Source organism: Methylobacterium sp. E-025, assembly GCF_022829705.1.
Taxonomy (GTDB): domain Bacteria; phylum Pseudomonadota; class Alphaproteobacteria; order Rhizobiales; family Beijerinckiaceae; genus Methylobacterium.
In genome coordinates, this window is record NZ_JAKSYR010000071.1 from 69513 (window position 1) to 82414 (window position 12902).

The 12902-nt window shown below is 71.8% G+C and carries 13 protein-coding genes; 4 read left to right on the top strand and 9 right to left on the bottom strand.

The annotated features are described in order from the left end of the window. The first annotated feature begins 164 nt into the window (after window positions 1-164). Entirely contained in the window at window positions 165-1907 is a 1743-nt protein-coding gene (locus tag MKK64_RS07710) for a putative bifunctional diguanylate cyclase/phosphodiesterase (protein WP_243933193.1), read from the top strand. A 97-nt stretch (window positions 1908-2004) separates the two neighbouring features. Here MKK64_RS07710 and nudC read toward each other — a convergent pair whose 3' ends face one another. From nudC to MKK64_RS07735, 5 genes are all read right to left on the bottom strand, one after another. Then, window positions 2005-2916 (bottom strand): NAD(+) diphosphatase, encoded by a 912-nt coding sequence (gene nudC / locus MKK64_RS07715; protein WP_147728438.1) that lies wholly within the window; start codon window positions 2914-2916, stop codon window positions 2005-2007. Window positions 2917-2923: 7 nt separating this feature from the next. Beyond that, on the bottom strand, window positions 2924-3337 hold the full coding sequence (locus MKK64_RS07720) for an HIT domain-containing protein (protein WP_243933195.1): 414 nt from the start codon (window positions 3335-3337) through the stop codon (window positions 2924-2926). Between the two features lie 96 nt (window positions 3338-3433). Continuing rightward, window positions 3434-4000: a hypothetical protein gene (locus tag MKK64_RS07725; protein WP_243933197.1), complete on the bottom strand. Its 567-nt coding sequence runs from the start codon at window positions 3998-4000 to the stop codon at window positions 3434-3436. 122 nt (window positions 4001-4122) lie between these two features. Further along, window positions 4123-4986, bottom strand: a complete 864-nt coding sequence (locus MKK64_RS07730; RefSeq protein WP_243933199.1) for a universal stress protein — start codon at window positions 4984-4986, stop codon at window positions 4123-4125. 83 nt (window positions 4987-5069) lie between these two features. Beyond that, entirely contained in the window at window positions 5070-6200 is a 1131-nt protein-coding gene (locus MKK64_RS07735; RefSeq protein WP_279593082.1) for an acyltransferase family protein, read from the bottom strand. Between the two features lie 233 nt (window positions 6201-6433). Between MKK64_RS07735 and MKK64_RS07740 the strand changes: the two genes are divergently transcribed. Beyond that, window positions 6434-7159 (top strand): DUF4142 domain-containing protein, encoded by a 726-nt coding sequence (locus MKK64_RS07740; RefSeq protein ID WP_243933201.1) that lies wholly within the window; start codon window positions 6434-6436, stop codon window positions 7157-7159. Between the two features lie 183 nt (window positions 7160-7342). On the opposite strand, the gene MKK64_RS07745 is transcribed toward MKK64_RS07740, so the two are convergent. From MKK64_RS07745 to MKK64_RS07755, 3 genes are all read right to left on the bottom strand, one after another. Beyond that, on the bottom strand, window positions 7343-8008 hold the full coding sequence (locus tag MKK64_RS07745) for a carbonic anhydrase (RefSeq protein WP_147843815.1): 666 nt from the start codon (window positions 8006-8008) through the stop codon (window positions 7343-7345). Window positions 8009-8072: 64 nt separating this feature from the next. Next, window positions 8073-8597 carry an NUDIX hydrolase gene (locus tag MKK64_RS07750; protein WP_243933203.1) on the bottom strand — a complete coding sequence of 175 codons (525 nt, stop codon included), beginning with the start codon at window positions 8595-8597 and terminating at the stop codon, window positions 8073-8075. An 11-nt stretch (window positions 8598-8608) separates the two neighbouring features. After that, a complete protein-coding gene (locus tag MKK64_RS07755) occupies window positions 8609-9391 on the bottom strand; it encodes a DUF429 domain-containing protein (protein ID WP_243933205.1) in 783 nt (260 codons plus the stop codon). Window positions 9392-9475: 84 nt separating this feature from the next. Between MKK64_RS07755 and MKK64_RS07760 the strand changes: the two genes are divergently transcribed. Both MKK64_RS07760 and dut read left to right on the top strand, forming a co-directional pair. Then, window positions 9476-10363: an HpcH/HpaI aldolase/citrate lyase family protein gene (locus tag MKK64_RS07760; protein WP_243933207.1), complete on the top strand. Its 888-nt coding sequence runs from the start codon at window positions 9476-9478 to the stop codon at window positions 10361-10363. Further along, window positions 10360-10833, top strand: a complete 474-nt coding sequence (gene dut, locus MKK64_RS07765; RefSeq protein ID WP_243933209.1) for a dUTP diphosphatase — start codon at window positions 10360-10362, stop codon at window positions 10831-10833. Before MKK64_RS07760 ends, dut begins: the two co-directional genes overlap by 4 nt. A 195-nt stretch (window positions 10834-11028) precedes the next feature. Here dut and MKK64_RS07770 read toward each other — a convergent pair whose 3' ends face one another. After that, window positions 11029-12894, bottom strand: coding sequence for a glycoside hydrolase family 15 protein (locus tag MKK64_RS07770; RefSeq protein ID WP_243933216.1), 1866 nt, complete (start codon window positions 12892-12894; stop codon window positions 11029-11031). Window positions 12895-12902: the final 8 nt, after the last annotated feature.

Here is a 12902-nt window from a genome sequence, read left to right on the forward strand (position 1 = left end):
TGTTCGGCGCGGTTTGCGCACCCAAAACCACAGTTCTTCTAGGAGTAAAATCAGCATCCAGTCGTTTTTAATCGATTGGATTGACTGTAACACAAGTTTAATTCGATCCGATTAACGTAACATATTGCTTCTTCGCAATGCGTGGATTCCATTGAGCTGAAGTGATGACCGACATCGACGCGACCGAGCAAGCATTCGGTTCTCACGACCCCGTCTCGTCGGAGACCGCGTTGGCCGGCGCCGTGGGACTCGCGCGGGCCGCCACGTATGCGTTCATCGCCAACGACGGCACCGGTCGGATCACCTTCGTGAACGAGGCGGCCGAGGCGCTCTTCGGATACGGACCCGGCGCGATGCTGGGCCAAAACGTCGATCTCGTCGTTCCCGAACGGTTTCGCGCCAGCCACGCGGCGGGTTTGGCGCGCATCGCCCGCAACGAGCCCTCCCGGATGGCCGGTCGAACGATCGAGGTCACCGCCAGACGTCGCGACGGCAGCGAGTTTCCGGCCGAGTTCACGTTGTCGATCTGGAGAGACCGCTTCGGCCTCGGCTTCGGGGCGATCATGCGCGACATCTCGGAATGGCGCGCCCGCGACGAGCATCTGGTCAGGCTCGCGCATCACGACACGCTCACCGGATTGCCCAACCGCGCTTCCTTCGAAGAGACGCTCGACGCGAGGCTCGCCGCCGGTCAGGCCACGTGCGTCCTCATGCTCGACCTCGATGGATTCAAGGAGGTGAACGACAGCTGGGGGCACGGCACCGGTGATGCCGTGCTCCAAACCCTCGCCATCCGTCTGCCGGCCTGGCTCGATCAGGATGCGATCGTCGCCAGGTTCGGCGGCGATGAGTTCGCGGTGATGCTGCCGGGCGCCACCGATCCCCTGCAGGTCGCAGCCAGTGCCGCCGCGCTTCTCGACGCCTTCGCGGCACCGTTCTGCGTCTTAGGTCATACCTTCCACCTGGGCGCCAGCATCGGAGGCGCCATCAGCCCGACGCAGGGCCTGTCGGCAGGCGAGCTCGTCGGCAATGCGGACTTGGCGCTCTTTCGCGCGAAACAGGACGGCAAGCGTCGCTTCCGGTTGTTTCAGCCCGACATGCGGAGCGCGCTGCTTTCGCGACTGGCGCTGCAGTCGGAGTTGCGCAGGGCGGTCGCGGCCGGTAAGTTCGTGCTCCACTACCAACCGCAGGTGGCTCTGGATACCAGGCGCATCAACGGTGCGGAGGCCCTCCTGCGATGGCAGCACCCCGAACGCGGTCTGCTGTTTCCGGGCGCCTTCCTGTCCCAGCTCGAGGAGCACCCCCTGGCACTCGAGGTCGGACGCTGGATCCTCGACGAAGCCTGCCGGCAGATGGCGGCTTGGCGCGACGCAGGGCTCCCGATCCGGAAAATGGGCGTCAACCTGTTTACCGCCCAGGTCCGGTCAGGGACGCTGACGTCGGATGTCGCCGACGCTCTCCAGCGGCACCGGCTGAGCCCGGAGATGCTGGAGCTGGAAATCACGGAAACGATCTTCCTGAAGGTCGACGAGCCTGTCCTCCGCCCGTTTCGCGACCTGCATCGTCGCGGAGTCGGCATATCCTTCGACGATTTCGGCACCGGCTACGCCTCCTTGAGCTCGCTCAAGCGTTTCCCTCTGACCCGCCTCAAGATCGATCGCGGATTCGTCCGGGACCTGATGACCGATCAGCACGATGCGGCGATCGTGCGCTCCATCATCCAGATCGGGAACGACATCGGATTGGACATCATCGCAGAAGGAATCGAGACGTCGGACCAGGAGGCGCGGCTGCTCGAGATGGGCTGCAAGCAGGGTCAGGGATTCCTGTACGCCAAGGCGCTGCCGGCGGCCCGGTTCGAGGATCTTCTCCAAGGTCTCGGGCGCCTTGAGAAGATCGCGAGCTGATCGACGAGCAGGAAACCTGCAAGCGCGTTCGCGGAGCCCGTTCCGATCCGCGTGTCAGGTGGTCTGCCCGGCGCGGCGAGACGACGGGTTTCGGCCCTCAGGCCCGCCCCTCGACGAAGGCGCGCATCAGCACGTGCGCGATCGCCATCGCCGGTGGGGCGAAGAGGTTGTCCGGGTGGCGCCGCTCCAGCATTGCCAGCACCTCGGCGCGGTCGAACCAGCGGGCGTCGGCGAGCTCGGTCGGGTCGGTGACGATGGTCTCGTCCAGCGCTTCCGCCGTGCAGCCGATCATCAGCGAGGACGGGAACGGCCAGGGCTGCGAGGTGTGATAGCCGACCGCGCCGACCCGCACCCGCGTCTCCTCGTAGGATTCGCGCGCGACCGCGGCCTCGATCGTCTCGCCGGGCTCGAGGAAGCCGGCGAGGCAGGAGTACATCCCCTCCTTGAAGTGCGGGCCGCGCCCGAGCAGGCAGCGTTCGCCGCGGCGGATCAGCATAATCACCACCGGGTCGGTGCGAGGGAAGTGATGGGCGGCGCAGGTCGGGCATTCCCGCCGGAAGCCGCCGGCGCGGACCAGGGTCTGCGTGCCGCAATTGGCGCAGAAGCGGTTGCGCGCGTGCCAGCCGAGCATCGACTTCGCGGTGGCGAGCAGGCCGAGCTCGTCCTGCGGCACGGCGCCCTCGGTGGCGATGGTGCGCAGGTCGAGCGTCCGGAAGCCGTCGCCGGCATAGGCCTCGGCCGCCTCCGGCGCCGCCACCGCCGCGAAGATCGGCCGCCCGTCGAGATGCCCGAGGAAGATCCGCTCCTGGGTGATCAGGGGGTTCGCGCGGACGCCGTCCTCGGCCTCCAGGATCGCACTCCCGCCCCGAAGCACGAGCGCGTCGCCGGCCAGGAGCACCAGCCGGGTGCCCGGCGCGTCGGGGGGCGGCACCGCGTCCTCCGCCTGCTCCGAGGAATGGCGGACGAGCCGGCTCTGCGTGAAGCCCAGCGTGGCGAAGGGGTCGGTCATCGCCACCTCAGGCTGTTGCGAACAGGGCGCCGGCCCGCTCGGCGAGCTGCGCGCGGGCATGGTGCGGATACGGCTTTCTCGCCTCGAAGCCCCAGACCGGGCCGGGCCAGGCCGGGTCCGACAGGAAGCGCCCGACCACGTGGACGTGGAGCTGCGCCACCACGTTGCCGAGCGTCGCGACGTTGACCTTGTCGGGCTTGGCCAGCGCCAGCATCACCCCGGTGGCGAGGTGGACCTCCCGCCACAGGGCGGCGGCATCCTCGGCGGCGAGATCGGTGAGCTCGCTCAAATTAGCCCGGCGCGGCACCAGGATCAGCCACGGGAAGCGGGAATCGTCCATCAGCAGGACGGAGCAGAGGCCGAGGTCGCCGACCGGCACGGTGTCGGCGGCGAGCCGGGAATCGAGGAGGAAATCGGTCATGCCGGGCGATGTAGCGCGGGCGCGCGTCCCGGCGCCATGCCCGCGCTCACGGGCCGCCGGCCCGAACCGGCCGGCGGCGTCGCGCTGTGCGCGATGTCACAGCGTCGGCTCGGTTCCCGCGCGGCCGACCGCGACGAGGTCGGCGTTGACGAGACCGTCGGCGTCGGTGCGCGCGAGCACCACGACGTCGGCGCCGGGCACGAGCAGAGCCCTCTCGCCCGGGGCGATCTGCGCCGTCGGCGTCCCGGGCGGGATGGTGAAGGACTTGCTGCCGCCGTCGTAGACCAGCTCGACCTGCCGAGGCGGATCGAGCGACAGGCCGCCGATCCAGCCCGCGGTGAGCCGCGCGTCGGGGGCCGCGTCCCAGGGCTTGGTGCCGGCCTCGAAGCCGCGCTCGGACGGCGAGTAGATCGCGACCTTGATCGGCTTCGGCTTGCCGTCGGCGCCGGGCACCGAGACGATGCTGACGTAGCTCTCCGGCTTGATGTCGCGGAGGCGGCCTGCGGTCGCGATGAACAGGCGCGTCTTCACGTTCATTAGGACGGTGACGGACCCGCCGGCCGCGCGCCGGATCGTCAGCGTGTCGGCGTCGCGGGCCTCGACGGTGCCCTGGTAGCGCGCGAAGGATTCCACGGCCTGCGCCGCAACGGAGGTCGCACCCATCGCGAGCGCGATCAGACAAGCTCGGATCACTGTCGTCAGCCCCTCACTCGACCGGGATGGCCGGCGAGGCGCGAACGTCGGGCGAACGGTCGAGGTTCCCGCTTCGCGCGCGGCACACGCCGTCAGTGCGCCATCAGCATCGGCAGGTCGGCGTGGGTGAGCAGGTGGCTCGTCGGGCCGCCGAAGATCATCTGCCGCAGTCGGCTCTGGGTGTAGGCGCCCTTGATCAGCAGGTCGGAGCCGAACTCCTTCGCCTCGGCGAGGAAGGTCTCGCCCGGCGTCCGGCGCCCGGCGGGAAGCGCCTTGTGGTCGGCGGCCACGCCCTCGCAGGCGAGCGAGCGGGCGAGGTCCTCGGCGCTCGGGCCCGGCACCGTGCCGCCCTCGACGCTGAGCACCAGCACGCGGGAGGCGGCCCGCAGCAGCGGCATCGCGAAGGCGACGGCGCGCGCGGTCTCGGTCGAGCCGTTCCAGGCAACCAGGATCGCGTCGCCGAACCGGGTCGGCGGGGTCGGCGGGGCCACCAGAATCGGGCGGCCGCCCTCGAACAGCGCCGTCTCCAGGGTGGTCATGCGCGGCGTGCCGTCGGCGGCGCCGGGGCGGCCGACGACGGTGGCCGAGAACAGGCGCGCGTACTGCCCGAGGAAGGCGTCGCCCGCCGGCACGTCCTGCCGCCAGCGATAGCGCGCGCCGGCGCCGGCGACGTTCTCGGGAACGCACAGGCCGTCGCGGGCGTGGCGCGGGATGCCGGCCCCGTCCATGAAGGCGACGAAGCGCCCGCCCGCCTCCTCGGCCTCGGCCCGGTCGGCCTCCTCGTCGCGCAGCCAGGTCATGCCGCCGACCATGTCGACGGGCACGTACTCGGCGAGCGCCGGCCGCAGCGACACGCCCTCGATCAGGCTGCCGAAGCGCTGCGCCACCAGGCGGGTCGTCTCCAGCACCGAGGGCAGGGCGTCGTGGAGCGCGATCGGCACCAGCAGGGTCTTCATCGCGTCGCCTCGCTCGGGTTCGCCATCACCGCCGCGACGCTAATGCGGATCGCCGCGGCGGGAAACTCGCAGCCGCCCGGCGCTCACACGGTTTTCGGCCTCGGAAGGGAATGGCGATCGGGATCGAGGCGGGCGCGGGCGAGACGCGTCATCGGGCGCTCGACATGGCGGTGGACGAGCAGGGCCGCCACGACGCTCAGGGCCACCATCACGCCGAGCGCGACCCAGGGGCCGAGCCACAATGCGAGGTCAATGCGCGCGAGCGCCTCGCGCAGGCCGCGCAGGACGAAGGGATGGACGAGGTAGAGCGCGTAGGAGGCGTCGCCGAGCGCGGCCAGGGCGGACACGACGGGCGAGGGCGGTCGCGCCTGCGTCCGCGAGCGGCCGAGCGCCGCCGCCGCCACCAGGAAGGCCGCCGGGATGCCGAGGGCGAGCGGGCGCAGGAACCCGTCCGGGAATGGGCCGGTGCGCGCGACGAGCAAGAGTAGGCCGAACCCGGCGAGCGCCAGGCCGGCGCGCGCCGGCCCGCCCAGCCGCACGCCCTCGCCGCGTGCGAGCGCGATCAGGGCGCCGAGCCCGAATTCCAGCATCACCGGGTTCGACCAGAACGCCAGCGGCACGGCCTCCGGCTTCAGCCAGGCGCCCGCCAGCACGATCCCGACGAGGGCCGCCACGAGCCAGGCGACGCCGGCCCGGCGACCCCAGCCGAGACCGAGCGCGAACAGCGCGTAGAACGCCATCTCGCAATTGAGCGTCCAGCCGAGGCCGTAGAGCGGCAGCACCGCGCCGTCCGGCCGCGCCGCGGGCCAGAACAGGAAGGAGGCGACGACCTGGCCGGCGTCCGGCGGTCCGCCGCTGCCGTTGAGGGCCGACGGCGCCGCCAGCCCGACCGCGAGGTAGAGCGCGGTGACCAGCCAGTACAGCGGCACCACCCGCGCGATCCGATGCGCCAGGAAGCGGCGCCGACCTCCGCTCTCCGCCGCATGGCGCCCGACCGCGTGCGGCGCCGCGGCGTGGACGATGATGAAGCCGGAGATCACGAAGAACACGTCGACGCCGCCCGCCCAGGGCAGCAGCCCGCTCGGGGCGAAGGCCGCGCCCGTCCGCTGCGCCAGCGCGGCCGCCTCGGCCTGCGCATGGTGCATCACGACGAGCAGCGCCGCGACCGCGCGCAGGATCTGAACTGACAAGATCTGGGTGGAGCGGGGCGTCAAGGCGGGGCCTCGGGACGGAAGGACGGCGAAAGGCATGGCGGCTGCCGCGGGGTGGATCAAGCGTCGCAGCCCGCGCGGCGGACGGCGCAAGGTCAGGCAAGACCAGAGGAACCATGCGCGATCGTCATCGTTGGTTCGATGAAGTGCTGTCGCCGTCCGTTTCGGTTGAAACCGGTATGGGCGATACAACTACGCCGGCTTGCACGCTCACCATTCATCGATCGAGGTTTTCAATGCTGAAGAAATACGCCGTCCTGTCCGCGCTCGCCTTCGCCGTCTCGACCCCGGCCATGGCCCAGGGCCTGAGCGATTTCCGTCTGCAGTCGCTGCAGGCGAACGCCTTCGAGATCCAGTCGAGCCAGATCGCGCTGTCGAAGTCCCGCAACCCGCAGATCCGGACCTACGCCCAGGAAGCGATCCGCGACCACCGTTCGGCCAACGTCGCCCTCGTCGGCGGTGACCGCAACTACGTCGCCGCGCAGGGCGGCGTGGTCGGCGGTCCGGTGGACGGCTTGATCGGCGCGCCGCTGGCGGTGGCCGGTGGCGCCGTCGGCGCGGCGACCGGCGCGGCCGCGGGCGTGGTCGGCGGGACGCTGAACGGCGGCCCGGTCGGCGGCCTCGAAGGCCTCGGCTCGGGCGCACAGCGCGGCGCCGCAGCGGGCAGCCGCCTCGGCAATGCCGACGTCGATCAGACGGCCGGCACCACGGTGGTTCAGCCCAGCCCCGAGCAGCAGGCGATGCTGGCGGAGCTCTCCGCCACCCCGTCGGGCCCGCGCTTCGACCGCCTCTACGTGAGCCAGCAGGTCCAGGCGCACCGGATGACGATCGGCATGACCGAGACCTACGCCTCGTCCGGCCCGAACCCGGCGCTTCGCACCTACGCGCAGCAGGCCCTGCCGGTGCTGCAGCACCATTACGGCATGGCCCAGCGCCTGCCGGGCGCCCGCGACGCGATGTAATCGTCCGATCCCGCTCGGCGCCGACGCCGAGCGCGGCTCATGAGACAGGGCGGCAGGCGCAAGCCTGCCGCCCTTTTCGTTGGTCCGGTCTTTCGTCGGCCCTGGCCTTCCCGTTCCGATCGATCTCGGATTGAAAGGCGAGGCGGGTGCTTTCGAACCAAAGCACCCGCCTCGCCGGACGCGTCAGCTGCAGCTCATCATTGCGGAGGGGCGCAGCGGCTCGCCGCTTCGATCGACCGCCTGCGCGAAGTCCCCGGTCTCGGGATTGCGGACCAGCAGGTCGCCCGTGGCCACGCCGAAATGCGCGCCGTGCAGCTTCAGGGTGCCGGCCTCGACCCGTTCCTTGATGAACGGGAAGGTCATCAGGTTCTCGAGGCTCTGGCTGACCATCGCGTGCTCGAGGCGGGTGAGGTATTCGGGCGCGCTCGAATCGCCGGCCTTCGCCTCGGCGGGCTCGACGAGGGAGACCCACTTGCCGATGAAGTTGCCCTTCGAGAGCGGCTTGGCCTTGTTGGCGTAGGCCTTGATGCCGCCGCAGCTGGCGTGGCCGAGCACGACGATGTTCTTGACCTCGAGGCCCTGCACCGCGAACTCGATCGCCGCCGAGGTGCCGTGATAGTCGCCGCCGGTCTCGTAGATCGGCACGATGGCGGCCACGTTGCGGATCACGAACAGCTCGCCCGGGCCGACGTCGAAGATCGCTTCCGGCGCGACCCGGCTGTCGCAGCAGCTGATCACCAGCGTCTCGGGCTCCTGGGCGGTCGCCAGCTCGGCGAAGCGCTTCCGCTCCGTCGGAAAGCGGCCGGAAAGGAAGGAACGGTAGCCGTCGGTGAGCGCGGTCGGAAACATGGGTCCTCCTGACAATCGAGAAATTCCGTCACGGAACGAGTGGCCTGAGCCCCCTGTTCCACGCTCAAGTTTGCTGCCAGGTCAGGATGATCGGGGCGTCTGGAACGTGTCCGGCGACGAGGCGCTCGGCGAGCTGCCCGAGGCCGGCGGGCTCGATCCGCGCCTCGGTGGCGAGCAGCTCGGCCACCGTCCACCAGCGCGTGCCGTGCAGCGGGTTGTCCTCGGTCTCCATCAGGCGGCTGGTGTCGATCCGGTCGTCGGGCAGACGCACCAGGAAATAGCGCTCGCGTGCATCGCGCGACTGCCGGAACAGGTGGAACGGGCCGTCGCAGGCCGCGACCTGCGGGCCGATCGCGCAGTCGGCCCGGCCGATCTCCTCCGACAATTCCCGGCGGCAGGCCGTGACGTGGTCCTCGCCGGGCTCCAGCCCGCCGCCCGGCATGAACCAGAACCGCAGCGGCGTGCCGTCCGGCGCATGCGCGTGCACCGATTCGTACTCGATCAGCAGCAGCCGGTCGGCGGGATCGAACACCAGCGCGCGGGCGACGTGGCGGATGGCGGGGTTCGGGTCTCGGGTCTGTTCGCTCATGGCCCAGGTCGTTAGCAGACTTTGCGTGGCTCGCGGGATTCGGCCCGGTCGCCCCCCTGAAGCGGCGCCGGCATCCAGATCACCGCCGGCAGGCCGTGGGCGTCGCGCTCGGGCAGGTCCGGCAGCGGGCTCGCGCGGCCGAGGAGGATGTCGCGGGCGACGACGAGGCCGGCCATCGCGTCGAGGTGGTCGTCGGCGCCGACGCCGCGCGGCCGTGCGCCGTGAACCAGCGCCTCCGGCAGCCCGGCGGCGACGAGGAGCGCCCGGCGCAGGTCCAGCCCGGCCTGCCGCTGCGGCCCCTTCTTGCCCGCCGCCAGCGCCCGGTCGCCGTTGAGGCGGCGGAAGGCGATCTCGGGGTGGACCTCGTGCAGGCGCGCCGTCAGCGCCGGCCGCTCGCGCAGCAGGGCGTCCACCGCGCGGATGTAGCGGAAGATGTTGAAGCACTGGATCGAGGGCGCGAAGGGCGGCGCGCTGCCCGCGCGCGACAGCGCCTTGGCGGTCTCGTAGTCGTCGGCGAAGATCGCCGCGCGCGGCGGCACCGGGAACACGCTCGACCGGCCGGCGCCGAGATAGGCGCGTGCGGCCCGGTCGGCCGCCCGGCCTCCGCCCGTCGCGCGGTCCGGCAGTCCGATCGGCACGTCGATGCCGACCGAGACCGGCGCTTCCGGGCCGTCGAGGCACTCGGCGACGGTGGAAAACAGGGCCGCGCGGTGGCGGCCGGGATCGTCGAGGTCGAGCAGCACGCCGGCCCAGGCGCCGCGGCAGCCGTCGAGTCCCGCGATCCAGCGCGCCATTCCCGCTCCTTGTCTCGCCGTCCGGAGAACGCTATCGGCGCTTCTGTCTTACGGACGTCGCCCCGCCGACGGAAAGATGCCGCCATGACCGAGATCCGTCCGCGTCGCAGCGTGCTGTCCCTGCCGGGCTCGAACCCGCAGGCCCTGGAAGCGGCTCGCACCCTGCCGGTCGACGCGGTGCTGCTCGATCTGGAGGAGACTGTCCCGCCCGAGGCCAAGGACGCCGCCCGCAAGACGGTGGCCGCCGCGGTGACGGGCCGTGCCTACGGTCATCGCGAGGTGGTGGTCCGCATCAACGCGCTCGATTCGGCCCACGGCGAGGCCGACCTCGCGGCGATCGCCGCGGCCGGCCCCGACGCGATCGTGGTGCCGAAGGTGAGCGGCCCCGACGCCCTGGTGACCGTCGGCGCCCGCTTGAGGCGCCTCGGCGCGGCGCCGGCGCTGCGGATCTGGGCGATGATCGAGAGCCCGCTCGCGGTGCTGCAGGTCGGCGCGATCGCCAGCGCCGCGCGCGACGTCGACACCCGCCTGTCCTGCCTCGTGGTCGGCACCGGCGACCTCGCCGCGGCGACCCGGATCCGCCGCGGCGTCCCCGGCCGCCCGGCGCTGATGCCGCTGCTGATGAGCGTCGTCGCCGCGGCCCGCGCCTACGAGATCGACGTCATCGACGGCGTGTTCGAGGCGACCGCCGACGAGGCCGGCTTCCGCGCCGAGGCCGAGCAGGCCCGCGACGGCGGCTTCGACGGCAAGGTGCTGATCGATCCCGCGCAGATCGCCGCCGCCAACGCGGTGTTCGGCCCGAGCCCGGATGCGGTCGCGCAGGCGCGTGCGGCGATCGCCGCCTTCGCCGGCCCGGCCGCCCGCGAGCGCGGCACGGCCGCGTTCCGGGGCCGCACGATCGACCGATCCCATGCCGACGAGGCCCACCGCATCGTCGCCCTGGCCGACGCCATCGCGGCGCGCCGGCCGTGAGCGACGCGCTGCCCGAGGTCGGCATCCGCGGGCTCGATCCGCGGCTGGCGGGGTGGGGGTTTCCGCGATGGGGCTCGGCCCAGGCCGCCGGCCTCGACCTTCATGCCTGCCTCGACGCGGCGCTCGACCTCGCGCCGCAGGGGCCGCCGGCGCTGATCCCCGCCGGCTTCACGGTGCTGATCCGCGATCCCGGCTGGTGCGGGCTGATCTTCCCCCGGTCCGGCCTGGGCCATCGCGCGGGGCTGGTGCTCGGCAACGGCACCGGGGTGATCGATGCCGACTACGAGGGCCCGCTGATGATCTCGGCCTGGAACCGCAACCCGGCGGGCGACCCGATCCGGATCGCGCCGGGCGAGCGCATCGCGCAACTGGTGTTCACGCGGGTCGCGCGGCCGCGGCTGGTCGTGACCGACGCGGATGAGCCGGCATCGGCGCGGGGCGTCGGCGGGTTCGGGTCGAGCGGCCGGTGACGAGGCCACGAAGGAGCGCGCTACTTCCCTCCCCCCGCTGCGGGGGAAGGTGGCCCGCGAAGCGGGTCGGGAGAGGGGAGCGCCGTATCAGGAAGCGTCGCACCCCTCTCCCGACCCTCGCTGACGCGAGGCCCACCCTCCCCCGCAGAGGGGGGAGGGAAGAGAGCGCGGTCAGCCGAAAGCCCCGCGCTGCGTCTACTCCGCCGCCGCCTTCGTCGCGACGCATCCCTCCTCGGGCAGGCCGAAGCGGCCGATCGTGTCCTGCAGGCGCAGGGCCGCGTTGATCAGCGCCATGTGCGAGAAGCCCTGCGGAGTGTTGCCGCGCTGCTCGCCGGTCTCCGGGTCGATCATCTCGGCGAACAGCCCGACGTCGTTGCCGCGCGCCAGCAGGCGCTCGAACGCCGCCTTGGCCTCGCCGGTGCGGCCGTCGAGCGCCAGGCAGCCGACGCGCCAGAAGGCGCAGGCGGTAAACGTGCCCTCATCGCCCGCGAGACCGTCGTCCATGCGGTAGCGGTAGATCAGGTCGCCGACGCCGAGCTCAGCCTCGATCGCGGCCAGCGTCTTGCGCAGGCGCGGGTCGCTCGGGTCGATCGCGCCGAACAACGCCACGCGCAGCACCGCCGCGTCGAGGTGGTGCGAGCCGTAGGCGCCGGTGAAGGCCTGCCGCTCCTCGTTCCAGGCCTTCTCCAGGTAGTCGGCGCGGATCTCGGCGGCGATCCGCTCCCAAGTCTCGATCTTCTCCGGCGGCACGCCCTCGATGTTGCGGCCGATCCGGGCGGCGTCGTTCAGCGCCACCCAGAGCATCGCCTTGGTGTGGAGCTGGTGGCGCGGGCCGGTGCGCAGCTCCCAGATGCCGTCGTCGGCCTCGTCGCGGCAGGCGATGGCGCGGCGGGTGAGGTTGTCGAGCACCTCGGGCAGGCGGTCGTGGACCTTCTCCGGCGGGTCGTACTCGACCGCTTCGAGGAAGACGCAGAGCGCACGCACCAGCTCGCCGTAGATGTCGTGCTGGTCCTGGCCCTCGGCGGCGTTGCCGATCAGCGGCGGCCCGACGTCGCGCCAGCCGGAGAGGTGGTCGAGCTCCTCCTCCGGCGGCATCGCCTCGGCGATGCCGTAGAGCAGCTTGGTGTCGCGGCCGAAGCTGCCGTCCGCTTCGCGCAGGAAGCGCAGGAACTCCGAGGCCTCGCGGACGTAGCCGAGCATCACGAAGGCGGTGACGGTGAAGGTCGCGTCCCGCATCCAGGTGAAGCGGTAATCGTAGTTGCGGTTGCCCGGAACCGCCTCGGGCAGGCCGGCGGTGGCCGCCGCGACGATGGCGCCCGACGGCGAGTAGGTCAGCAGCTTCAAGCACAAGGCCGAGCGCAGCACCGCGTCGCGATAGGGGCCGTGATAGGTGCAGCGCTCGCTCCAGCGCCGCCAGTAGTCGATGGTCGCCGCGACCCGGCGCTCGGCGCCGGCGAAATCGTCGATCGCGGCCCGCTCCCCGTCCTCGCCGTGGGTGAGGACGAGGTAGGCGGTCTCGCCCGCCGCGATCGCGAACCGGCTCACCGCGACCGCGCCGTCGAGCCTCGGCTCGGGCGCGGCGTTGACGCGGAGCCGCTGCTTGCCGGCCTCGAACAGCACCGTCGCGCCGTCGGCGATCGGGATGCCGTCGCAGCGGGCGTAGTCGAAGGTCGGGTGCACCAGGAAGCGCCCGGCGACGTGGCCATCGATGCAGGTGAGCAGGCGGATCAGGCGGCTCTCGCCCTCGCCGTCGGGCCCTTCCTCGGGCTCGGGGGTCGGCGGGTTGACCGGCATCACGTCGACCAGCCGGGCGCTGCCGGTCTCGGTGACGAAGGTCGTCTCCAGCACGTTGGTCTCGGGCAGGTAACGCCGCGAGGTCGAGCGCAGGCCCTCGAACGCGATCCGGCAGGAGCCGCCCTTGTCGTCGTCGAGCAGCGCGAGGAACAGGGCCGGCGAATCGTGACGCGGCCAGCACAGCCAGTCGACCGAGCCGTCGCGGGCGATCAGCGCGGTCGAGTGGGTGTCGCCGATGACGGCGTAGTCTTCGATGGGCTTGTACAAGGCGATGC

Coding starts and splice junctions, on each gene's coding strand:
- MKK64_RS07755 (WP_243933205.1), bottom strand. CDS start 9,391: ATGGCGCGCTGGATCGCGGGACTCGACGGCTGCCGCGGCGCCTGGGCC.
- MKK64_RS07710 (WP_243933193.1), top strand. CDS start 165: ATGACCGACATCGACGCGACCGAGCAAGCATTCGGTTCTCACGACCCC.
- MKK64_RS07725 (WP_243933197.1), bottom strand. CDS start 4,000: ATGGGTGCGACCTCCGTTGCGGCGCAGGCCGTGGAATCCTTCGCGCGC.
- MKK64_RS07760 (WP_243933207.1), top strand. CDS start 9,476: ATGACCGAGATCCGTCCGCGTCGCAGCGTGCTGTCCCTGCCGGGCTCG.
- MKK64_RS07730 (WP_243933199.1), bottom strand. CDS start 4,986: ATGAAGACCCTGCTGGTGCCGATCGCGCTCCACGACGCCCTGCCCTCG.
- nudC (WP_147728438.1), bottom strand. CDS start 2,916: ATGACCGACCCCTTCGCCACGCTGGGCTTCACGCAGAGCCGGCTCGTC.
- MKK64_RS07720 (WP_243933195.1), bottom strand. CDS start 3,337: ATGACCGATTTCCTCCTCGATTCCCGGCTCGCCGCCGACACCGTGCCG.
- MKK64_RS07740 (WP_243933201.1), top strand. CDS start 6,434: ATGCTGAAGAAATACGCCGTCCTGTCCGCGCTCGCCTTCGCCGTCTCG.
- MKK64_RS07745 (WP_147843815.1), bottom strand. CDS start 8,008: ATGTTTCCGACCGCGCTCACCGACGGCTACCGTTCCTTCCTTTCCGGC.
- MKK64_RS07750 (WP_243933203.1), bottom strand. CDS start 8,597: ATGAGCGAACAGACCCGAGACCCGAACCCCGCCATCCGCCACGTCGCC.